General features: G+C 72.3%; 18 protein-coding genes. 11 read left to right on the top strand and 7 right to left on the bottom strand.

Annotated elements, in window-relative coordinates; all coding sequences use genetic code 11:
* Positions 1-66 precede the first annotated feature (66 nt).
* Complete coding sequence (locus M8H82_RS10875; protein WP_250072629.1) at positions 67-1,668, bottom strand: acyl-CoA synthetase; 1,602 nt, start codon at positions 1,666-1,668, stop codon at positions 67-69.
* Positions 1,669-1,850: 182 nt separating this feature from the next.
* Between M8H82_RS10875 and M8H82_RS10870 the strand changes: the two genes are divergently transcribed.
* The 7 genes from M8H82_RS10870 to M8H82_RS10840 all read left to right on the top strand — a co-directional run bounded on the left by M8H82_RS10870 (position 1,851) and on the right by M8H82_RS10840 (position 7,824).
* The gene (locus M8H82_RS10870) at positions 1,851-2,651 is read left to right on the top strand and encodes a crotonase/enoyl-CoA hydratase family protein (protein WP_250072627.1); all 801 of its coding nucleotides are present in this window, start codon (positions 1,851-1,853) and stop codon (positions 2,649-2,651) included.
* 9 nt (positions 2,652-2,660) lie between these two features.
* On the top strand, positions 2,661-3,602 hold the full coding sequence (locus tag M8H82_RS10865) for an OB-fold nucleic acid binding domain-containing protein (RefSeq protein ID WP_250072625.1): 942 nt from the start codon (positions 2,661-2,663) through the stop codon (positions 3,600-3,602).
* A complete protein-coding gene (locus M8H82_RS10860) occupies positions 3,599-4,642 on the top strand; it encodes a thiolase domain-containing protein (protein ID WP_250072623.1) in 1,044 nt (347 codons plus the stop codon). The genes M8H82_RS10865 and M8H82_RS10860 overlap by 4 nt, the downstream gene beginning before the upstream one ends.
* Complete coding sequence (locus tag M8H82_RS10855; protein WP_250072613.1) at positions 4,639-5,805, top strand: thiolase domain-containing protein; 1,167 nt, start codon at positions 4,639-4,641, stop codon at positions 5,803-5,805. The genes M8H82_RS10860 and M8H82_RS10855 overlap by 4 nt, the downstream gene beginning before the upstream one ends.
* A gap of 95 nt (positions 5,806-5,900) precedes the next feature.
* Positions 5,901-6,143 carry a DUF397 domain-containing protein gene (locus tag M8H82_RS10850; RefSeq protein ID WP_250072611.1) on the top strand — a complete coding sequence of 81 codons (243 nt, stop codon included), beginning with the start codon at positions 5,901-5,903 and terminating at the stop codon, positions 6,141-6,143.
* Between the two features lie 150 nt (positions 6,144-6,293).
* Positions 6,294-7,199, top strand: coding sequence for a universal stress protein (locus M8H82_RS10845; RefSeq protein ID WP_250072609.1), 906 nt, complete (start codon positions 6,294-6,296; stop codon positions 7,197-7,199).
* Between the two features lie 127 nt (positions 7,200-7,326).
* Positions 7,327-7,824, top strand: a complete 498-nt coding sequence (locus M8H82_RS10840; protein ID WP_250072606.1) for a hypothetical protein — start codon at positions 7,327-7,329, stop codon at positions 7,822-7,824.
* An 11-nt stretch (positions 7,825-7,835) separates the two neighbouring features.
* Here the strand turns inward: M8H82_RS10840 and M8H82_RS10835 are convergent, their stop codons facing one another.
* Both M8H82_RS10835 and M8H82_RS10830 read right to left on the bottom strand, forming a co-directional pair.
* Positions 7,836-9,824 (bottom strand): N-acetylmuramoyl-L-alanine amidase, encoded by a 1,989-nt coding sequence (locus tag M8H82_RS10835; protein ID WP_374211650.1) that lies wholly within the window; start codon positions 9,822-9,824, stop codon positions 7,836-7,838.
* 121 nt (positions 9,825-9,945) lie between these two features.
* Positions 9,946-11,088 (bottom strand): aminoglycoside phosphotransferase family protein, encoded by a 1,143-nt coding sequence (locus M8H82_RS10830; RefSeq protein ID WP_250072602.1) that lies wholly within the window; start codon positions 11,086-11,088, stop codon positions 9,946-9,948.
* Positions 11,089-11,341: 253 nt separating this feature from the next.
* On the opposite strand from M8H82_RS10830, the gene M8H82_RS10825 reads away from it, so the two are divergent.
* Positions 11,342-12,832, top strand: coding sequence for a hypothetical protein (locus tag M8H82_RS10825; RefSeq protein WP_250072600.1), 1,491 nt, complete (start codon positions 11,342-11,344; stop codon positions 12,830-12,832).
* A gap of 56 nt (positions 12,833-12,888) precedes the next feature.
* Here M8H82_RS10825 and M8H82_RS10820 read toward each other — a convergent pair whose 3' ends face one another.
* On the bottom strand, positions 12,889-14,316 hold the full coding sequence (locus M8H82_RS10820; protein WP_250072598.1) for a PP2C family protein-serine/threonine phosphatase: 1,428 nt from the start codon (positions 14,314-14,316) through the stop codon (positions 12,889-12,891).
* Positions 14,317-14,770: 454 nt separating this feature from the next.
* Here M8H82_RS10820 and M8H82_RS10815 point away from each other — a divergent pair, with 454 nt between their 5' ends.
* Positions 14,771-15,184: an SsgA family sporulation/cell division regulator gene (locus M8H82_RS10815; RefSeq protein ID WP_250072596.1), complete on the top strand. Its 414-nt coding sequence runs from the start codon at positions 14,771-14,773 to the stop codon at positions 15,182-15,184.
* A gap of 6 nt (positions 15,185-15,190) precedes the next feature.
* Here M8H82_RS10815 and M8H82_RS10810 read toward each other — a convergent pair whose 3' ends face one another.
* Positions 15,191-16,288: a chemotaxis protein gene (locus M8H82_RS10810; RefSeq protein WP_250072594.1), complete on the bottom strand. Its 1,098-nt coding sequence runs from the start codon at positions 16,286-16,288 to the stop codon at positions 15,191-15,193.
* A 91-nt stretch (positions 16,289-16,379) separates the two neighbouring features.
* A complete protein-coding gene (locus M8H82_RS10805) occupies positions 16,380-16,793 on the bottom strand; it encodes a PaaI family thioesterase (protein WP_250072593.1) in 414 nt (137 codons plus the stop codon).
* Between the two features lie 65 nt (positions 16,794-16,858).
* Here M8H82_RS10805 and M8H82_RS10800 point away from each other — a divergent pair, with 65 nt between their 5' ends.
* Positions 16,859-17,284 (top strand): MarR family winged helix-turn-helix transcriptional regulator, encoded by a 426-nt coding sequence (locus M8H82_RS10800; RefSeq protein WP_250072592.1) that lies wholly within the window; start codon positions 16,859-16,861, stop codon positions 17,282-17,284.
* A gap of 10 nt (positions 17,285-17,294) precedes the next feature.
* On the opposite strand, the gene M8H82_RS10795 is transcribed toward M8H82_RS10800, so the two are convergent.
* A complete protein-coding gene (locus tag M8H82_RS10795) occupies positions 17,295-18,872 on the bottom strand; it encodes an alpha/beta hydrolase (protein WP_250072591.1) in 1,578 nt (525 codons plus the stop codon).
* Positions 18,873-19,178: 306 nt separating this feature from the next.
* Between M8H82_RS10795 and M8H82_RS10790 the strand changes: the two genes are divergently transcribed.
* Positions 19,179-19,850 (top strand): chaplin, encoded by a 672-nt coding sequence (locus M8H82_RS10790; protein WP_250072590.1) that lies wholly within the window; start codon positions 19,179-19,181, stop codon positions 19,848-19,850.
* Positions 19,851-19,882 lie beyond the last annotated feature (32 nt).

The following is a 19,882-nucleotide window of genomic DNA, read 5'->3' as shown; positions in this document are numbered from 1 at the left end:
CACATGGAACCGGAGCGGCAGGTCCGTCCCATCCCTGCGCCGCCGCGGCGGAGAGGCCGGTCCGTCCTACCCCTGCGCCGCCGCGGCCACCTCCCGTGCCCACCGGTAGTCCGCCTTGCCGCTCGGCGAACGGCGGATGGCGTCCGTGACCACCAGTTGCCGGGGGATCTTGTATCCGGCGAGGTGGGAACGGCAGTGGCTCTGGATGTCCTCCAGGGAGGGCCTGCCCGCGCCCGCGCGCAGCTGCACGACGGCCGCCACATGGTGGCCCCACCTGGCGTCCGGGACCCCGGCGACCAGTGCGTCGTACACGTCCGGATGGGACTTGAGCGCCTGCTCCACCTCCTCCGGGTACACCTTCTCGCCGCCGGTGTTGATGCACTGCGAACCGCGGCCGAGGACGGTCACCACACCGTCCTCGTCGACGGTCGCCATGTCCCCGAGCAGCACCCACCGCTGCCCGTCCTTCTCGAAGAAGGTCTCCGCGGTCTTCGCGGGGTCGTTGTAGTAGCCGAGCGGTACGTGTCCGCACTGCGCGACCCGCCCCACCTCGCCGACCCCGACCGGCTCGCGCGTGGCCGGATCGACCACCCGGGTACGGGAGTTGACGCGGATGCGGAAGCCGCGCCCGGGACCGGAGTCGTCTGTGGCCGTGCCGTTGAAGCCGGACTCCGAGGAGCCGAAGTTGTTCAGCAGCATCACGTTCGGCACCAGGTCCAGGAACTGCCGGCGCACGGTCTCCGACATGATCGCCCCGGACGACGACACGCTGAACAGCGACGAGCAGTCGGTGCCCTTCAGCGGCCCGCCGAGCGCGTCGATGAGCGGCCGCAGCATGGCGTCGCCGACCAGCGACACGCTGGTGACCTTCTCCTTCTCGATCGTGCGCAGCGCCTCCTCGGGCACGAACCGGCGGTGCAGCACGACGCGTTGACCGAAGTTGAAGCCGATGAACGCGGTGAGCGTGGAGGTGCCGTGCATCAGCGGGGGAGCGGGGAAGAAGGTGATCCCGGACCCGCCCGCGGCGACCCGCTCGGCGAGTTCCTCGGGCGTCTTCACCGGCTCACCGGTCGGCGCCCCGCCGCCGAGCCCCGCGAAGAACAGGTCCTCCTGACGCCACATGACGCCCTTGGGCATCCCGGTGGTGCCGCCGGTGTAGATGATGAACCGGTCGTCGCCCGACCGCGCCGGGAACCCCCGCTCCGGCGAGCCTCCGGCCTCCGCCTCGGCGAAGGCGATGCCCGTGGTGCCGTCCCCCACCCGCACCAGGTGCCGGAGCCGTTCGGCCCGCGGCCGGGCCGCCGCCACACGGTCCTCGAACTCGGCGTCGAAGACGACCGCCGCCAGATCGGCGTCCCGGTAGAGGTAGGCCAACTCCTCGGCCACGTAGCGGTAGTTGACGTTGACCGGCACGATCCGGGCCTTCAGACAGCCCAGCACCGTCTGGAGGTACTCGACGCCGTTGTAGAGATGCAGTCCGAGGTGCTCGCCGGGGCGGATCCCGCTGTCCAGCAGATGGTGCCCGATCCGGTTGGCCGCCGCGTCCAGCCCGGCGTACGTCAGCCGGCGCTCCGCGCCCGTGCCCGGATGGTCGAGGTACACCAGCGCCTCGCGGTCCGGCACCACGTCCACGACCGACTCGAACAGGTCGGCAAGGTTGTACTCCACCGCTCCTCCTGACCTCGCTGTCCCTCGGTTGCCGGTCATCAGAGCAAAGGGCGGCATGACTGTGAAGACTGCGCGCACAACAAATCTGACTGTCTGTCAGAAAACTCTTGAAGTGCTCCTCCGACTCCTGCAACCTGTTCTCGTTCTCCCGAGGGGAGACGGGCCATGAGGGGAGACGGGCGATGAGCGGAACCGAACACCTCACCGTGCGGCGCGAGGGCGCCACACTCGTGCTCACACTGAACCGGCCCGAGGCCAGGAACGCGCTCTCGCTGCCCATGCTCGTCGGTCTGCACGACGGCTGGATCGAGGCCGACGAGGACGACACCGTCCGCTCGATCGTGCTGACCGGCGCGGGCGGCGCGTTCTGCGCGGGCATGGACCTCAAGGCCCTGGCGGGCGGAAGGATGGCGGGCGATCAGTACCGGGACCGGCTCACCGCCGACCCCGACCTGCACTGGAAGGCCATGCTGCGCCACCATCGCCCCCGCAAACCGGTGATCGCCGCGGTCGAGGGGTACTGCGTGGCCGGCGGCACCGAGATCCTCCAGGGCACCGACATCCGCGTCGCCGGCGCATCCGCGACCTTCGGCCTCTTCGAGGTCCGGCGGGGCCTGTTCCCGATCGGCGGCTCGACGGTCCGGCTGCCACGCCAGATCCCGCGAACCCACGCCCTGGAGATGCTGCTCACCGGCCGCCCCTACAGCGCCCAGGAGGCCGCCGGCATCGGCCTGATCGGCCACGTCGTCCCCGACGGCACGGCCCTCGACAAGGCCCTGGAGATCGCCGAACAGATCAACGCCTGCGGCCCGCTCGCCGTCGAGGCCGTCAAGGCGTCGGTGTACGAGGCCGCCGAGCTGACCGAGACCGAGGGCCTCGCCGCCGAACTCAAGCGCGGCTGGCCCGTCTTCGACACCGCCGACGCCAAGGAGGGCGCCCGCGCCTTCGCGGAGAAGCGACCGCCCCACTACAAGCGCGCCTGAGGAGCTCCCGTGCCCGAAGTCCTCAAAGCCCCCCTCGTCGTCGAGTTCCCCTTCACCCGCTCCCTCGGCCCCGTCCAGAGCGCCTTCCTCACCGGCCTGCGCGAACGCGTCGTCCTCGGCGTGCGCACCACCGACGGCCGCACCCTCGTCCCGCCCGTCGAGTACGACCCGGTCACCGCCGAGGAGATCCGCGACCTCGTCGAGGTGGCCCCCACCGGCACCGTCACCACCTGGGCCTGGAACCACGAACCCCGCCGCGGCCAGCCCCTGGACACCCCCTTCGCCTGGGTCCTGGTCCGCCTCGACGGCGCCGACACCGCCCTCCTGCACGCCCTCGACGCCCCCGGCCCCGACGCCGTCCGCACCGGCCTGCGCGTCCGCGTCCGCTGGGCCGAGGGCCGCACCGGCGCCATCACCGACATCGCCTGCTTCGAGCCGTACGACGGCGACCCCGCCCGGCCCGGCCGTCACACCGGCCGGTTCGAGGACATGGTCACCGGCATCGTCGCCCCCGCCCGGCTCGACTACACCTACGCGCCCGGCCGGGCGCAGACCGCCTACATCAACGCCCTCGCCGACCACCGCAACGTCGGCGAACGCTGCCCCTCCTGCCACAAGGTGTACGTCCCGCCCCGGGGCGCCTGCCCCACCTGCGGGGTCGCCACCACCGAGCAGGTCGACGTGGGTCCGCACGGCACCGTCACCACCTTCTGCATCGTCAACATCAAGGCCAAGAACCTCGACATCGACGTCCCCTACGTCTACGCGCACATCGCCCTGGACGGCGCCGGGCTCGCCCTGCACGGCCGGATCGCCGGCATCCCCTACGACCAGGTCCGCATGGGACTGCGGGTGGAACCGGTATGGACCGAGGGCTCCCGCTACCCCGACCACTACCGGCCCACCGGCGAACCCGACGCGGACTACGACACCTACCGGGAGCTGCTGTGACCCGCGAGATCGCCGTCGTCGCCTTCGCCCAGACCGACCACCGGCGCACCAGCGACGACCTCTCCGAGGTCGAGATGCTGATGCCCGTCCTGCACCGGGTCCTGGACCGGACCGGGCTCAAGACCGCCGACATCGGCTTCACCTGCTCCGGCTCCAGCGACTACCTGGCGGGCCGCGCCTTCTCCTTCACCCTCGCCCTCGACGGGGTGGGCGCCTGGCCCCCCATCTCCGAGTCCCACGTCGAGATGGACGGCGCCTGGGCCCTGTATGAGGCCTGGATCAAACTCCTCACCGGCGACGCGGACACCGCCCTCGTCTACTCCTACGGCAAGTCCTCCCCGGGCCCCCTCCGCGACGTCCTCACCCGCCAGCTCGACCCGTACTACGTCGCCCCCCTGTGGCCGGACTCCGTCGCCCTCGCCGCCCTCCAGGCCCAGGCCCTCATCGACGCGGGCGAGACGGACGAACCCCGGCTCGCGACGATCGCCGCCCGCAGCCGGGCGACCGGCAACCCGCACGCACAGCTACGGGGTCCGGTGCCGCACGGCGACTACCTCGTACGCCCGCTGCGCACCGGGGACTGCCCGCCCATCGGCGACGGCGCCGCCGCCGTGATCCTCGCCGCCGGGAACCGCGCCCGGGACCTGTGCGCGCGGCCCGCCTGGATCCGCGGGATCGACCACCGCATCGAGGCCCACTCCCTCGGCGTCCGCGACCTCACCGACTCGCCCTCCACCCGCCTCGCCGCCGAGCGGGCCGGCGCCTTCGCCCGGCCCGTCGACACCGCCGAGCTGCACGCGCCCTTCACCGCCCAGGAGGTCGTCCTGCGCAAGGCGCTCCGGCTCGACGACAGCGTGCGCGTCAACCCCTCCGGCGGCGCCCTCGCCGCGAACCCGGTCATGGCCGCCGGGCTGATCCGCATCGGAGAGGCCGCCGCCGGCATCCACCGGGGCGAGTCCGAGCGGGCCCTCGGCCACGCCACTTCCGGCCCCTGCCTGCAACAGAACCTGGTCGCCGTACTGGAAGGGGATCCGCGATGAGCAAGGAACCCGTGGCCGTCGTCGGGATCGGCCAGACCAAGCACGTGGCGGCGCGCCGGGACGTGTCCATCGCCGGGCTGGTGCGCGAGGCGTCCCGACGGGCCCTGGACGACGCCGAGTTGACCTGGGCCGACATCGACGCCGTGGTCATCGGCAAGGCACCCGACTTCTTCGAGGGCGTCATGATGCCCGAGCTGTACCTCGCCGACGCGCTCGGCGCGGTGGGCAAACCCATGCTGCGCGTGCACACGGCCGGCTCGGTCGGCGGCTCCACCGCGCTCGTCGCGGCGAACCTCGTCGCCTCCCGCGTCCACGGCACGGTACTGACCTGCGCCTTCGAGAAACAGTCCGAGTCCAACGCGATGTGGGGCCTGTCCCTGCCGATCCCCTTCCAGCAGCCCCTGCTCGCCGGCGCCGGCGGCTTCTTCGCCCCGCACGTGCGCGCCTACATGCGCCGCAGCGGCGCCCCCGACACCGTCGGCTCCCTCGTCGCCTACAAGGACCGGCGCAACGCCCTGAAGAACCCCTACGCCCACCTCCACGAGCACGACATCACCCTGGAGAAGGTCCAGGCCTCGCCCATGCTGTGGGATCCCATCCGCTACTCGGAGACCTGCCCCTCCTCCGACGGCGCCTGCGCCATGGTCCTCACCGACCGCGCCGGAGCCGCCCGCGCGCCCCGGCCGCCCGCCTGGATGCACGGCGGCGCGATGCGCAGCGAACCCACCCTGTTCGCCGGCAAGGACGCCGTGTCCCCGCAGGCCGGCAAGGACTGCGCCGCCGATGTCTACCGGCAGGCCGGCATCGCCGATCCGCGCCGGGACATCGACGCCGTCGAGATGTACGTGCCGTTCTCCTGGTACGAGCCGATGTGGCTGGAGAACCTCGGCTTCGCCGCCGAGGGCGAGGGCTGGAAGCTCACCGAAGCGGGGGTCACCGAGCTGGACGGCGACCTTCCCGTCAACATGTCGGGCGGGGTCCTGTCGTCCAACCCCATCGGCGCCTCCGGCATGATCCGGTTCGCCGAGGCCGCGCTCCAGGTGCGCGGACAGGCCGGGGAGCACCAGGTGGCGGGCGCCCGGCGGGCACTGGGACACGCCTACGGCGGCGGCTCGCAGTTCTTCTCCATGTGGCTCGTGGGAGCCCGGCCCCCCGACTCCTGAGCGGGCTGCGCGAAGGGTCCCCCTCACGTGGCCTGTCGGCACCCGGGACCGATCGCTAGGCTGGCCGCGGACGACGAACCGGGAGGAGCACGGACGTGGCCGAGAGCACCATCCAGCAGCAGCCGCTCACGGGCTGGGACAAGCCGGAGCTGGACCTCAGCAGCGCCGAGTGGCACTCGAGCAGTCGCGGTCTGGGGGACGTTCAGATCGCCTTTGTCGAGGGTTTCATCGCGATGCGCAACAGCGGCCGCCCACAGAGCCCTTCGCTGATCTTCACCCCCGCCGAGTGGGGGGCCTTCGTGTCGGGCGCACGGGAGGGAGAGTTCGACCTCACCTGAGCCGCCCCCGCCGGACCCCGTCCGGCGAGCCGATCCGGGGGTGTTCCGCCCGTTTTTCCGGACACGCGACCTCCACCACCCTCCCGGGACCGGCCCCTGAGCCAGGCTGACCCGGGAGGGGGACGGTCGTACTCGGGAAGCGAGGAACCCATGAGCACCCTGCCGGTCATCGCCGCGGTCGACGGTTCGGACGACAGCCTGCGGGCCCTGGACTGGGCCCTCGACACCGCCCGCCGCCGCCAGGCACCGCTGCGCGTGGTCCACGTGCGGCAGTACGCGGCCTGGATGCAGGCCGACGTCCTCGTCGCGGGACCGCCCGTGGCGGAGGAGGATCCGGTCCTCGGCCAGGTCCGCGCCCACCTGGCCGCCGTGCCGGAGCAGCCGGACACGGAGTACGTCGCCCTGGAGGGCGCCCCCGGCGCCGTACTGTCCGAACTGGGCGCCACCGCCCAGCTGCTGGTGCTGGGCTCCCGGGGCCGGGGCGGCTTCGCCAGCCTGATCCTCGGCTCCAACGGCATGGCCGCCGCCCGGGACGCCGAGTGCCCCGTCGTGGTGGTGCCCCGGCCCGGACGCGAGGTCCACGAGGGCGCACCGGCCGCACCCGGGCCCAGAGTCGTGGTCGGCCTCCAGGTCGACAGCTCCGACGAGGCCGTCCTCGGCTTCGCCTTCGCCGAGGCCGCCCGGCGCGAGGCCCGTCTGCAGGTGGTGGCCGCCTACCCGTCCCCGGTACAGATCTGGACGGCTGCCCCCGCCCAGATCGTGCCCCCGCCCGTCGACGACCGGGCCGTCGAGAACGAGACCCGCGCCCTGGTGGAGGGCTTCCTCGCACCGCACACCGCCCGCTACCCGGACGTCGCCGCCGAACCGTACGTGGCCCCGGGCGACGCGGCCGGCCATCTCGTCGCCGCCTCCAAGGACGCGGACCTGGTCGTCGTCGGCCGCCACCGGCGCCGCCTGCTGGCCCCGGCCCGGCTGCTCGGCTCCGTCACCCAGGCCGTCCTGCTGCACGCGGCGAGCCCGGTCGCGGTGGTGCCCCCGTCCCCGCCGGAGGAGTGACGCGGGGCGGACCGAAAGCGCCGCTCGGTGAGCGGGGAACCGGGCGACGGACCACGCCGGTGCCGCACCCGGCAGACGGCACCGGGTGGCAGCCCAGGAGGGCGCACGGCCAAGTAGCATGGGCGGCATGTCGTTCCTCCGCCGCCGCAGCGCCACGCCCGCCGGGCCCGACTTCGACGTACTGGCCATGGATCCGGGCGACTGGCCCGGCAATCTGGGCGCCGGGCTGCTGCCCGCCCCCGACGGCAGCTGCCAGGGCGTCTTCCTGCGCTATGACCTGTTCGGCGGCCGCGGTCCCGCAATGATCATCGGCAATCTGCCGGAGGGCTCCCCGGCCCGTGACATCGCCGAGGGAGAGATCCCCTTCGAGGTCGCCCAGCTGCTGCTGGCGCTGGAGAACGACGAGGAGATCACCGTCGTCGGCACCGAGGACGTGCCGGTGATGCAAGGTGACAACCTCCTGATCGTGCGCCGCCTGAAGCTGTCGGAGAGCCGGATCTCCTGCGTGCAGTTCGACCGCAGCGACAACGTCCTGGTGACCATCGCCGCCTGGGACCGCCCCATCACCGACGACCTCTACGCCCTGCTGAAGCCGCTCCCCGCGGAGCTGTTCCAGCAGGGCTGAGGGGCGGCTCGCTACTCGGCCGCGGACCCGACCTCGACGTCCGCGGCCCGCACGAACGCCACCCGGTGACCGAACTGGATCTCGTAGTACAGCTCCTTCCCGGTCACCACCCGGTGCGCGGCCTCGTCGAAGGTGACGGCGTAGTAGTACTGGCCGGGCACCTTGTCCCCGACCACGTACTTCTGGCCCTTCGGCAGCCGGTAGGGCAGCGGCGACACCGGCTGGGCGGGTACTCCCTCCGGGTAGGCGGACGCTTCCGGATAGGCCCGCCCGTAGACCGGGACCTCCTCCAGACCGTCCTTCGGGGTCACCACCAGGCCCGTCGCGTGCACGGCGGTCGGCCTTTTCGCCGGGTTGTGGAACCAGGCCTTCTGGCCCAGGTACCAGATCGCCGTCCAGTCCCCGTCCCGCCCGGCGACCGCGTACTGCTGCCCGGTGGAGACCCGGGAGGACAGGTCGTTCACCCCCGCGGACGGGGTCGTCCCCAGTCCGATGTCCTTGATCAAGGGGTACGACGTCCCCGGCCCGGAGCGCAGCCGGACCGCGCTCGAACCGTGGGGCGCGCAGGGCTCGCCCGCCGCCGTGCAGCCCGTGTACGCGGGGCGGTGCGTGGCGTAGTCCGGGCGGATCGTCACCATGCCGCCCCTCTTCCCGGCGGTCGCTTCGAACGGCCGGTCGAGCAGCTCGAAGTAGTGCTGCCAGTCCCAGTACGGGCCCGGGTCGGTGTGCATGGTCCTGATCGTCGCGCCGGTCGGTCCCGGCACCGTGTCATGGCCGAGGATGTGCTGGCGGTCCAGCGGGATGTCGTACTTCTTGGCCAGGTACTTCACCAGCCGGGCCGAGGAGCGGTACATCGCCTCCGTGTACCAGGCGTCCGGGTTCGCCAGGAACCCCTCGTGCTCCAGGCCGATCGACTTGGCGTTGACGTACCAGTTGCCCGCGTGCCAGCCGACGTCCTTCGCCTTCAGATGCTGGGCGACATGGCCGTCGGTGGAGCGCAGGGAGTAGTTCCAGGAGACGTAGGTCGGGTCCTGGACGAGCCTGAGCACACCCTCCCAGGCGCCTTCGGTGTCGTGCACGACGATGTAGTCGATGCTCTGGGACCCCGGGCGGTTCCCCAGGTCGTGGTTGCCGTAGTCGCCGTCCCCGAACTCCTCGTACGGCGCTGGGATCCACTCGCAGGACACCGACGCCGGGCACTCCGTGTCCCCGGCGGCCGGGGCGCGCAGCCCCGCGGCCTGGAGGGTGCGGGTGTCGGGCGCCAGGTCCGGCCGGGCCGCCAGGACGACCTGCTGGCCGGCGTCCGTGCGGCGCTCGCCGCCGGTGCGGATCACGTCGTAGACGTCGTTCGCGTACGCCGCCGCCGTGGCGCGGTCGTCGGCGCCGGAGAACAGGGCCACTGCGCCGTACCAGTCCGCCGGATCCGCGCTCAGCGGTTCGCCCAGGCTCCGCTGGGCGGCGGCGAGCAGCGCGGCACCGCCCGCCACGTTGGCGGCGGGGTCCGTGCGCAGCCGTTCGGCGCTCAGACCGGTCAGCTCCGCCGCGCGGGGCAGCGTCCGCAGCCGCGCCGGGATCTCACCGGCCTCGGGAATCCGTTCCTCGGGGACGAGCGCGGCGCGGGCCTCGTCGCCGCGGGCGTCCTCCGCGCCCTCGCTGTGATGGGCCGCGCCGGCCAGCGCGGTCCGGGCGTCGGTCAGATGCATCGGGCCGTAGCCGCCCGTCACACTCGGCGCTCCGGCGTGCGTGTCCCAACGGGACTGGAGATAGGAGACGCCCAGCAGCACACTGCGCGGCACGCCGTACTCGCTCGCGGCGGAGGAGAACGCCGACTGCAGAAGCGGTGCGGGCGGCCGGGCCGGGGCAGGGGCCGCGCCGAGCAGCGGGAGCACCAGGGCGGCGCAGGCCAGCGGACCGGCGGCTTTCTTCAGGGCGGTGACGGATCGTCGCAATGCAGCCTCCTGGGACGGTCGGGCGCGATGAGCCGTGCGGGGCCGGGCCATGCGTCCGTGCTACCGGCCTGCCGACGATCCGTCAATCATGCCCAGGAGCAGGCGAAGAGGCGGGCATACGAAGAGCCGCGGTGCGTCCCCGTTCAGGGCGCACCGCGGCCCGCCGTTCCCTTCAGCGCGTGCCGACCGCGGCGCGTACGGCCCGGCGGGCCAGCTGGCAGTCGTCGTGCAGCCGCCTGAGCAGCAGGCGTTGTTCCTCGCCGGACGGCACGGCACCCGGCTGGGCCGTGCCCGGTGCCGCCGGGGCGGGGTCGTGCATGGAACGCTGCACGGCCGTCTCGTAGGTACGGATCTCCCGGGTCAGTACGAGCATCAGGTTCACCAGGAACGCGTCCCGTGAGGCCGGACCCGCCGACTGGGCGATCTGGCTGATCTGCCGACGGGCGCCCGGCGCGTCCCCGAGGACCGACCACAGGGTGGCCAGGTCGTAGCCCGGGAGGTACCAGCCCGCATGCTCCCAGTCCACCAGGACGGGACCGGCCGGTGAGAGCAGGATGTTCGACAGCAGTGCCTCGCCGTGGCAGAACTGGCCCATGCCCTGCCGGCCCGCCGAGTGCGCGATGCCGTGCAGCAGCTTCTGCAGGTCGCCCATGTCCCGGTCGGTGAGCAGCCCCAGTTCGTGGTAGCGGGAGATGCGCGAGGCGTAGTCCAGCGGGGCGTCGAAGGTGCCCGCCGGCGGCCGCCAGGCGTTCAGTCGGCAGATCGCCGCCAGGGCCGCCCTGACATCCGCGCGGGGCGGGGCCTCGGACGGGTGCCGCTGAAGGGCCGCCACGCGCCCTGGCATCCGCTCGATGACCAGCGTGCAGTTGTCCGGATCCGCCGCGATCAGCCGGGGCGCCCGCACCGGGGGGCGGTGCCGGACGAAGGAGCGGTAGGCGGCTATTTCGTGCCTGATCCGCTCGGCCCAGACCGGTGATTGATCCACTAAACACTTGGCGACGGCCGTGCTGCGTCCTGTCGTCCCCACGAGGAGCACGGACCGCCCGCTCCGGCGCAGGACCTGGACCGGAGCGAACTCCGGGCAGATCCGGTGCACCGACGCGATGGCCGTACGCAGCTGGGCGCCCTGAGGGCCGGACAAGTCGAGTCTCCCGCTGAGGGGTTGGGTGCCGAGCCCCGTCGCGCGGCGGGTACGGCCCGTCCCGATGACGGGGGCCGTACCCGAGCGGGCGGGGTCGAGGTAGGGGCCGCTGCCCGCCGGGCGGGTGTACAGCGTCCGGGGCGGGGCGGACACGGAGGACGATGCTGTGTACATGGGCGAAACAGATCCCTTCGTGTGCCTTCACTGCCTGCTTTGCGCAAACGCACTACCCGGCCCGGCCGCACGGATGCACCCTGGGGAATGCGCCCTTTGCAGAGCGGCGACCGGGTCGGGGTGGCGCGTTCCTACCTGACACCCGATGCCCAGTGGCACACCATCTGGCGCACCCTGGCGAACCCTGGCGAATAGTCGCCCGGCAACTCTCCCCGGGCTACTGTCAACTCAGCCGAGAACCTGGGGGCTTGACGTGAACGGACAACCCAACTCCCGCCTCGCGGACCTGTTCGGCCTGGCCGGCTGGTCCAAGGGTGAGCTCGCGAGGCTGGTCAACCGGCAGGCGGCGGCCATGGGCCACCCCCAGCTGTCGACCGACACCTCGCGGGTGCGGCGTTGGATCGACATGGGAGAGATCCCGCGCGATCCGGTACCGCGGGTGCTGGCGGCTCTGTTCACCGAGCGACTCGGCCGTGTCGTGACCATCGAGGACCTCGGTCTGGTCCGGCACGGGCGTGCAGGGAAACGGCAGGGCGGCGGGAATGTGGAACATCCCGACGGCGTGCCGTGGGCGCCCGAACGGACAGCTGCGGTCCTCACCGAATTCACGGGAATGGACCTCATGCTCAACCGACGCGGCTTGGTGGGCGCGGGTGCCGCGCTCGCCGCGGGATCCGCACTCAGCAGCGCCATGCACGACTGGCTGCTCTCCGATCCGACTCTCAAGGCCGACGCTCCCCGATTCGACGATCCCCTGCACGCCGACCCCGCTGGGTTCGACCGCTACGAGGCCGCCCCCATCGGGTCGCAGGAGATCGAGGAACTGGAGCGTTCCGTAGAGGTGTTCCGTGCCTGGGACGCCGCCCGCGGTGGCGGGCTGCAACGCAAGGCGGTGGTGGGGCAGCTCAACGAAGTGGGCGGCATGCTCGCCTACCGGCATCCGGAACACCTCCAGCGGCGCCTGTGGGGCGTCGCCGCCAATCTCGCCGTGCTCGCGGGCTGGATGTCGCACGACGTCGGCCTGGAGCCCACGGCACAGAAGTACTTCGTCATCGCCGCCCACGCGGCCCGTGAGGGCGGCGACCGGCCCCGTGCCGGGGAGGCGCTCTCCCGAGCGGCTCGCCAGATGGTGCACCTGGGCCGGCCCGACGACGCACTGGACCTGATGAAGCTCGCCCAGTCCGGCTCCGGCGCCGAGGTGCTGCCGCGGACCCGGGCGATGCTCCACACCATCGAGGCCTGGGCTCAGGCCTCCATGGGCAAGGGCCAGGCGATGCGCCGCACCCTCGGACAGGCGGAGGACCTGTTCGTCTCCGACAAGGGCGATGTGCCGCCCCCGAGCTGGATGCAGACCTTCAAGGAGGAGGACCTGTACGGCATGCAGGCCCTGGCCTACCGCACGCTGGCGGAGTTCGAGCCCCAAGCGGCCGTGCACGCCCAGCACTACGCGGAGAAGGCCCTGTCCCTGAGGGTCGACGGGCGGCAGCGCTCGAAGATCTTCGACTTCCTGTCCATGGCCTCCGCCTGCTTCATCGCCGACGACCCCGAACAGGCCGACCGCTACGCCCGTCTCGCCCTGATGTCGATGGGATCCAACTCCTCCCACCGCACATGGGACCGGCTGCGTCAGATGTACCGGCTGACCGCCGAGTACTCCAGGTACCCGAAAATCAACGAGTTGCGGGAGGAGATCAGAGTGGCCCTGCCCAAGCCGGCGAAGGGCGGCAGCAGCGCACGGGCATAGAGGATCGCACGGGCACAGGGGACCCGTGCGCTCGATCCCGCCTCACATCACCCGGCTCAGATCACCCTGGCGACCAGCACACAGGCGTCGTCCGCGCGTGGGGTCCCGCCGAACTCCTCCATCACCATCCGCACGCAGTCCTGTGCGGAGTGCGCCGCGTCGAAGCGCGGAGCCAGGTCGAGGAGACGGTCCGACGTGTCGGTTCCGCCCTGCCCGGACACCAGTCCATCGGTGTGCAGGAGCAGCAGGTCGCCGGCGTCCAGGGTGACTTCGGCCTGGTCGTAGGAGGCACCGGTCGTCGCGCCCAGCAGCACGCCCTCCGGCGCGGCCAGTCGGCGCCCCGTCCCGCCGCGGAACAGCAGCGGGGCGGGGTGTCCCGCCTGGGCCCAGACCAGGGTGCGGGTGGCGGGCCGGTAGCGGCAGCAGACCGCGCTGCCGAGGGCGGGCTGGACAGTGGCATCGAGCAACTGGTTGAGCCAGGACATCAGCTGGCCCGGCGCGGTGCCGGCCATCGCCATGCCGCGCACGGCACCCAGCAGGGTCGCCATGCCCGAGGCCGCGGCCACGCCCTGGCCGGTGAGGCCGCCGACGCTCAGCAGTGTCGCGCCGCCCGGTAGTTCGAGCGCGTCGTACCAGTCGCCGCCGATCGGCGAGCCGCCTGTGGACGGCAGGTGACGGGCCGCGAGGTCCAGGGTTTCCGGGCCCTCGTGCGGGAGTCGCAGGGAGCCGCGCCACGGCGGCAGCACAGCCTCCTGCAACTCGACCGCCAGCCGGTGCTCGGTCTGCGCGCGGTGCTGCTGGCGCTGGAGCGAGTCACGGGTCTCGCTCACCTCGCGCTGGCTGCGGCGCAGTTCGCTGACGTCCCGCAGCACGGCCCACATCGAGGCGGTGCTGCCGTCGGCGTCGAGCACGGGCTCGCCCATCATGTGAACGGTCCGTACCTCACCGCCCGGGCGGACGATGCGGAACTCCCCGTCGATCGGCTTGGCGTCGACGAGGCAGTCGGTGACCATCGCGGTCAGCCGCGGCCGGTCCTCGTCGAGGACCAGGGAGGGCAGTTCGTCCAGGGTGAGCGGAGGAGCGGCGGCGTCCCGGCCCAGGATCTGGTACAGCTCGCCGGACCAACTGGCCTCGTCCGTCAGGAGGTTCCACTCCGCGCTGCCGACCCGGCTGAGCAGTGACTCGCCGGGCGGGGCGGGCGGCGCGGACTCGGCGGCCGCGGGTGTCTCCGGTGCGGGGGGCGCCGGCGGCGGTCCCTCCCGCAGCTGGGCCAAGTGGGCGTCGAGGTCGTCGAGTTGGGTGAGGGCCAGGTCGCACAGGGCTCGCTGCCAGCGTTCCTGCGGGTCCGAACCGTCGCCGGGCGTGTCCCGCCGCACCGCGTCCACGTCGCCCTTGAGGCGTCGCGCCTGCGTGATCAGCGCGTCGACCGAGCCGCGTCCGGGCGGCTGGGCGGCTGGGCGGTCCGCGGAGAGATGGGACGGCATGACGCACTCCGGTGAAGGGGACGGTACGACCAGATTGACGGAGGGACCGTTACGACTGTTGCACAGCCCGCGATGCGCTGTAAGGGATTTGGCAACACCCGACGCGGTGGTGCTTCTGGCATATGCCAGTGTCTTCACGGGGCGGTCAGGCCATGTCCATGGCGTACTGCTTTCCCAAGCCAAGTCGTAGACGGAGTACGTGGTTTGACGGTGTGTCGGCCCGACGATCGCATGCCCATCCCCGTGTTCGACGACAGCGTGTTCGAAGGCTTCTGCCGCTGACGCGGGGGCTTCGGGTGGCTTCGTACGGGTAAGGCGAGAATGCTCCGTCGGGGCGTGACGCAGGTCACCCGAGGGGATCCGGCTCGGGCGTAATGCGAAGGGCGGCTGCGAGGTCCTAAAGACATACCGGCTTTTCGCCGGTCCGACCTCATCGATCACGGGGGAGATCGTTATGGACGTCACCTTGGAGCAGCCCGTTCGCGCTCGTCTCATCACCGCCGACGAGGAGGTGGTGCCCGCTCCCGCCACGCTCCGGTACAGGTCGACCGACCCGCTGGCCGTGCACATCGACTTCCCGTCCGAGGTCTCCCTCGACGGGGAGGGCGTCACCTGGACCTTCGCCCGCTCGCTGCTGGCGGAGGGGCTGCACGGCCCGGCCGGAGCCGGGGACGTGCACATCTGGCCGTGCGGTCCGGCCCGTACGGTACTGGAGTTCCACTCGCCGTACGGGCTGGCCCTGCTGCAGTTCGACAGCGCGGCGCTGCGCCGCTTCCTGGCGCGCAGCTGCGCGGTCGTCGCCGTCGGCCAGGAGGACATCGGGTCGGCCGTGGACGAAGGGCTCAGCGCGCTCTTCGGGAGCGTCTGACCCGGCTCAGTAGCGCAGGACGCCCGCGATCCCGGCGGCGTCCTGCAGGGTGCCGTCCGGCACGAAGCGGACGTCGGCGCCGGTCTCCAGGCACTGCTCGACGATCTCGTCCACGATGTCCTCGCGGGCGTCGAGGTCGCCGCTCTCGGCCGGGATCAGGTGGTCGCCGGCGTCGTCGCGGACGGTGGCACGGTAGTTCTCCTCGACCGCCAGCAGCCGGACCCGGCCCTCGCGGGCGCTCTGCCAGACCTCGTCCAGGCCGGCCGCGTACGCCTTGCGGCCCCTGGCCGTCTCCAGCTCCCGGGCCACCTGGTCGACGGTCTTGCGGCCGTCGGCCGCGACCACGGGCCGTACCGCCTGCCACACCGTGTCCGGGGTGGCGTGGGAGAGACCGCCGTGCCGGACGTGGACGGCGTCGCGGGTGGCGCTGCCGACCTCGTCGAGCAGGGACAGTGCCGCGGTCTCGCCCGTGACGTACAGCGGGCGCGGATCGTGGCGCAGCAGCCTGCCGACGGCGGTGTCGGCCTCCCGCAGGAAGTGCCGGGTGCCCTCGTCGCGGAAGGTGCTCGACAGGTCGCCGATCCGCTCCTGGCGCTCGGCGTCGAAGTTGTCCGTACTCCGGGTGAGCGGGAAGCCGCCGGCGTGTTCCTCCACGACCCGGTCGGTGCCGCCGCTCCACAGCGTGACCCGGTCGGCGGAGACCGAGAGCACCCAGAACGGCCGCTCGGCGGCCTGCGCCGAGACGAGGTTGCGGGTCAGGAAGGTGTCCGAGAGGACCACGCGTTCGGGCACCGGGCGGGCCAGTGACCACACCTGGTGCTCACCCGGCGCGGCGAAGATCGCGAGACCGTCCTCGGCGTGCGTCAGGTCGACCTCGGCGAGCGCTTCCTCCAGCTGCCGGACGACGTCGATCCGCCGTTCCCGGCTGACCGCGGGGTCCGTTTCCAGCTGCTTCTTGGCGTCGGCCACGACATTGCGAAGCCGGACCGCGTCCTGGGCGTTGTCGGGCTCCCTGCGGTGCGTCGGGGTCAGGACGGACACCGCGGGGTAGGGACGCGGGCGGCGCAGCTCGGCGAGTGTGGCGGGGCTCAGTGCATGCTCCATGACAGCACGATAGGTCTGATTCGCGAATGGGGCATGGGGGGCGAATCCGTCGTACGCCGAGGTCGGCTCCGGCGCGCCGGTGACGGCCCGGTCAGGTCACCGCGATGGCGCCCTGGGACACCGCGCAGAGTGTCTCCGTGCCCTGGCCGTCGACGGTGATCAGATCGCAGCGGCACACGACACGGGTACGGCCCGCGCGGACCACCTCCGCACGGGCGCGCAGGAGTTCGCCCCTGGCGGGACGCAGGAAGTCGATCGTGAGCCCGGACGTGGTCAGGCGCGGGCCGGCCACGGTTCCCGCGGCGAAGGCCGACGCGTTGTCCGCGGCATAGCCGAGCACACCGCCGTGGACGTAGCCGAACTGCTGGAGGAGCTCGCCGCGGATGTCCAGTTCCAGGGTCGCCGCGCCCTTGCCGAACGCTGTCAGGCGGGCCCCGAGCAGGGCGCTGAAGGGCTGCGCGGCCAGTACCTTCCTGGCCGACGCCAGGTCCAGGGAGTCGCTCATGAAAACCTCACTTCAGTAGTGAAGTGAGGGTGGCGCGGGCCTGCTGGCTCTGTCAAGATCGGGCCATGCCCGAGCCTGATCAGCGCCTCTACTTCCTGTTGCAGCGAGCGGCGCACCGGCTGCGCACCACCGCCGACCGGCGCTGTGTGGCGGCCGCCGGGGTCACCACCGCCCAGCTCGGCGCCCTGTTCGCCGTCGAGGACCAACCGGGCGTCACCCAGCAGCAGCTGGCGCGCTCGCTCGGCCTGCGGGAGTCGGCCGTCACGGGTCTCGTGACCCGGCTGACCACGGCCGGGCTCCTCGCCAAGCGGGCGCATCCCAGCGAACACCGGGCCGTGGTCCTGGAGTTGACCGACGCCGGCACCGCCGCCCTGGGCGCCGCCCGCCCCGAGATCGACCGCTTCAACGCCGAACTGCGGGACCTGCTCGGCGACGACGGCTTCGGCCGGACCGCGGCCGCCCTGCACCGGATCGCGTACGCGGAGGACTGACCGGGCCGCCTCAGTCGTCCTGCCCCGGCCCGCAGGAACTGCCGTTCGGCGGCAGGGAGCCGTACAGCAGGAACGCGTCCACCTTCTCGTGCACGCACTTGGAGGAGGCGTACCCGGTGTGGCCGCCGTCGCGGTTGTCCAGGACCACGGCCGAGGAGCCGAGGCGGCGTGCCGTCTGCACGGTCCAGCGGTACGGCGTCGCCGGGTCGCCCCGGGTGCCGACCAGGAGCATCTTCGGGCCGTCCAGATCCTTGACCTTCTCGCGGATGAAGTCGGTGCCCTTGGGGCGGCCGTAGCACATCAGGACCTCGGTGAGCCGGTAGCGGCCGAACACCGGGGAAGCCCGCTCGTACTCGGCGCGCAGCCGGTCGAGATTGCGGGTGATGTCCTTGGCGCTGGGCCGGTCGGGATCGTCCGCGCAGTTGATCGCCATCAGCGCCGCCGGGAGGTTGTCCAGGGGGACGTCCTCCGTGTCCACCAGACCGCTGTGGTCGCCGTCGCCGTTGCGGCCGGGCACGGTCAGGCCGCCGGAGGCGAAGCCCACCACGCCGCTGGTGTCGCCGTCCTCCACCAGGGAGGTCAGGGCGCGTTGCAGCGACGGCCACAGGTCCTCGCTGTACAGGGCCTGCCCGATGGCGCCCACCAGGTCCTGGCCGGTGAACTCGTCCCCGAAGTCCGTCGGCACGGGATCCTCGTCCAGCGACTCCACGAGCCGCTCGACCTCCTTGCGCGCGGTGCGCGGATCCTGCCCGAAGGGGCAGCCGATGTCCTGGGTGCACCAGGTGACGAACTCGTCCAGTGCCTTCTGCTGTCCCTCGGCGCCCGCCACGCCCTGTTCGGTGAGCGGCTCGGTGAGGGTGTCCACGCCGTCGAGCACCATGCGGCCCACCTTGTCGGGGAACTGCTTCGCATAGACCGCGCCGAGCCGGGTGCCGTAGGAGAAGCCGAGGTAGTTGAGCTTCTTGTCGCCGACGGCTTCGCGCATCACGTCCAGGTCCCGGGAGGCGTTCACGGTGCCTATGTGGGGCAGCACGGGCCCGGAGTGCTCGGCGCACGCGGCGGCCGTGGCGCGGATCTCCTCCAGCACCGCCTGCGGATCGGCGTCGAGTTCGGCGCTGTCGTCCGACGAGTCGGCGGTCGCCTCGGCGCCGTCGCCGCAGCTGACCGGCGAGGACCGGCCCACACCGCGCGGGTCGAAGGTCACCACGTCGTACTCGTCGGTCAGGCCCATGAAGTCCTTGCCGCCGTAGGCGAGCTGGTCGACGCCCGCACCCCCGGGCCCGCCGAAGTTCAGCAGCACCGAGCCGCGCGCCTTGCCCGTGGCCCGGTAGCGGGCCAGCGCCAGGTCGAGCGTCCCGGCCGCCGGGTCGGCGTAGTCGAGGGGGACCGTGATCTTGCCGCACTGGAGGTCCTTGGGCGCCTCCATGCCCTGGCACTTCCCCCACGCCACCTTCTGGCGGTAGAACCGCGCCAGACCGGGATCGTCACCGTCCACCGCGGGCAGTCCCAGGCCCAGCACGGTGAGCCCTACGGCCGAGATGACGGCGCAGTGCCGCAGGGCGGGCCGTTTCGGCAGCTTGCCCAGCATCGATGCCTCCAGGGACGCCCGTCGGCGGACCGGGATCCGGCGCCCTCGATCACGATAAGCGGCCCTCCGGGGCTCCGCCTCCGGACGAGCGACAGCGCCCGCGAGGGGCCGCTTCCCGGGCTCTTCCCGCCGCCTCTTGCATGCGCATACGTATCACTGAATCCCATACAACAGCTTTTGCCGCTAGTTCGATAAACCTGACGCTCGATGGGGTGAAAGGCCGATTAGCCATAACTCCGATGGTTCGCCCGCGTTTTATCCGGTGCGGGTGAGTGCCCGCATCCATGTCTGGAAGGCAGGGAACCTATGAGACGGGTTACCCGAAACGGTGTGATCGCCGTCGCCGCCGTGTCCGGTGCGATGGCCCTGACGATGCCCGCGCAGGCCGACTCCGGGGCCGACGGCGCCGCGGTCGGCTCGCCCGGACTGATCTCCGGCAACACCGTCCAGCTCCCGGTGCACGTCCCGGTGAACGTGTGCGGGAACACCGTGAACGTGGTGGGACTGCTCAACCCGGCCGCGGGCAACACGTGCGCCGACCGGAGCGCGGGGGACGAGCGCGGCGCGCCCGGCGGGGCGTCCGCTGGGGGCGGGGCGTCCGCGCGGGGCGGCGGAAAGGATTCGCCCGGTGTGGTCTCCGGCAACGGCGTGCAGCTGCCGGTCCAGCTCCCGGTGAACGTGAGCGGCAACAGCGTGAACGTGGTCGGCCTCGGCAACGCGGCCGCCGGCAACGAGTCGGAGAACTCCTCCGGCCGCCCCGTACGACCCGAACGCCCCGCGGAACCGGCGCCCCGGCCGCCCGCGCCGCCCCGCGCCCAGCCGGGTCCCAAGCCCGCGGAGCACGTCCAGGACCGCCCCGGCGCCGCGCTCGCCCGCACCGGGGCGGACCACACCGTCCCCGCGGCGGCGGCCGGCGCCGCCCTCGTCCTCGGTGGCGCCGTCCTCTACCGGCGCTCCCGCGCCCGGACGACCCGCTGACGCCAGGCAGGCGAGGTCCCACCGGTCGCGCG

It is taken from the genome of Streptomyces sp. YS415 (assembly GCF_023544665.1).
In the GTDB taxonomy this organism is placed as follows: domain Bacteria; phylum Actinomycetota; class Actinomycetes; order Streptomycetales; family Streptomycetaceae; genus Streptomyces.
Note: the sequence above shows the minus strand (reverse complement) of the source record. Positions and strands in the feature narration are given on the sequence as shown.

Excerpts from the sequence above, each read along its gene's own strand:
- M8H82_RS10870 (WP_250072627.1), top strand. The coding sequence starts at position 1,851 with ATGAGCGGAACCGAACACCTCACCGTGCGGCGCGAGGGCGCCACACTC.
- M8H82_RS10855 (WP_250072613.1), top strand. The coding sequence starts at position 4,639 with ATGAGCAAGGAACCCGTGGCCGTCGTCGGGATCGGCCAGACCAAGCAC.
- M8H82_RS10845 (WP_250072609.1), top strand. The coding sequence starts at position 6,294 with ATGAGCACCCTGCCGGTCATCGCCGCGGTCGACGGTTCGGACGACAGC.
- M8H82_RS10840 (WP_250072606.1), top strand. The coding sequence starts at position 7,327 with ATGTCGTTCCTCCGCCGCCGCAGCGCCACGCCCGCCGGGCCCGACTTC.
- M8H82_RS10835 (WP_374211650.1), bottom strand. The coding sequence starts at position 9,824 with ATGGCCCGGCCCCGCACGGCTCATCGCGCCCGACCGTCCCAGGAGGCT.
- M8H82_RS10830 (WP_250072602.1), bottom strand. The coding sequence starts at position 11,088 with ATGTACACAGCATCGTCCTCCGTGTCCGCCCCGCCCCGGACGCTGTAC.
- M8H82_RS10820 (WP_250072598.1), bottom strand. The coding sequence starts at position 14,316 with ATGCCGTCCCATCTCTCCGCGGACCGCCCAGCCGCCCAGCCGCCCGGA.
- M8H82_RS10815 (WP_250072596.1), top strand. The coding sequence starts at position 14,771 with ATGGACGTCACCTTGGAGCAGCCCGTTCGCGCTCGTCTCATCACCGCC.
- M8H82_RS10810 (WP_250072594.1), bottom strand. The coding sequence starts at position 16,288 with ATGGAGCATGCACTGAGCCCCGCCACACTCGCCGAGCTGCGCCGCCCG.
- M8H82_RS10805 (WP_250072593.1), bottom strand. The coding sequence starts at position 16,793 with ATGAGCGACTCCCTGGACCTGGCGTCGGCCAGGAAGGTACTGGCCGCG.
- M8H82_RS10800 (WP_250072592.1), top strand. The coding sequence starts at position 16,859 with ATGCCCGAGCCTGATCAGCGCCTCTACTTCCTGTTGCAGCGAGCGGCG.
- M8H82_RS10795 (WP_250072591.1), bottom strand. The coding sequence starts at position 18,872 with ATGCTGGGCAAGCTGCCGAAACGGCCCGCCCTGCGGCACTGCGCCGTC.
- M8H82_RS10790 (WP_250072590.1), top strand. The coding sequence starts at position 19,179 with ATGAGACGGGTTACCCGAAACGGTGTGATCGCCGTCGCCGCCGTGTCC.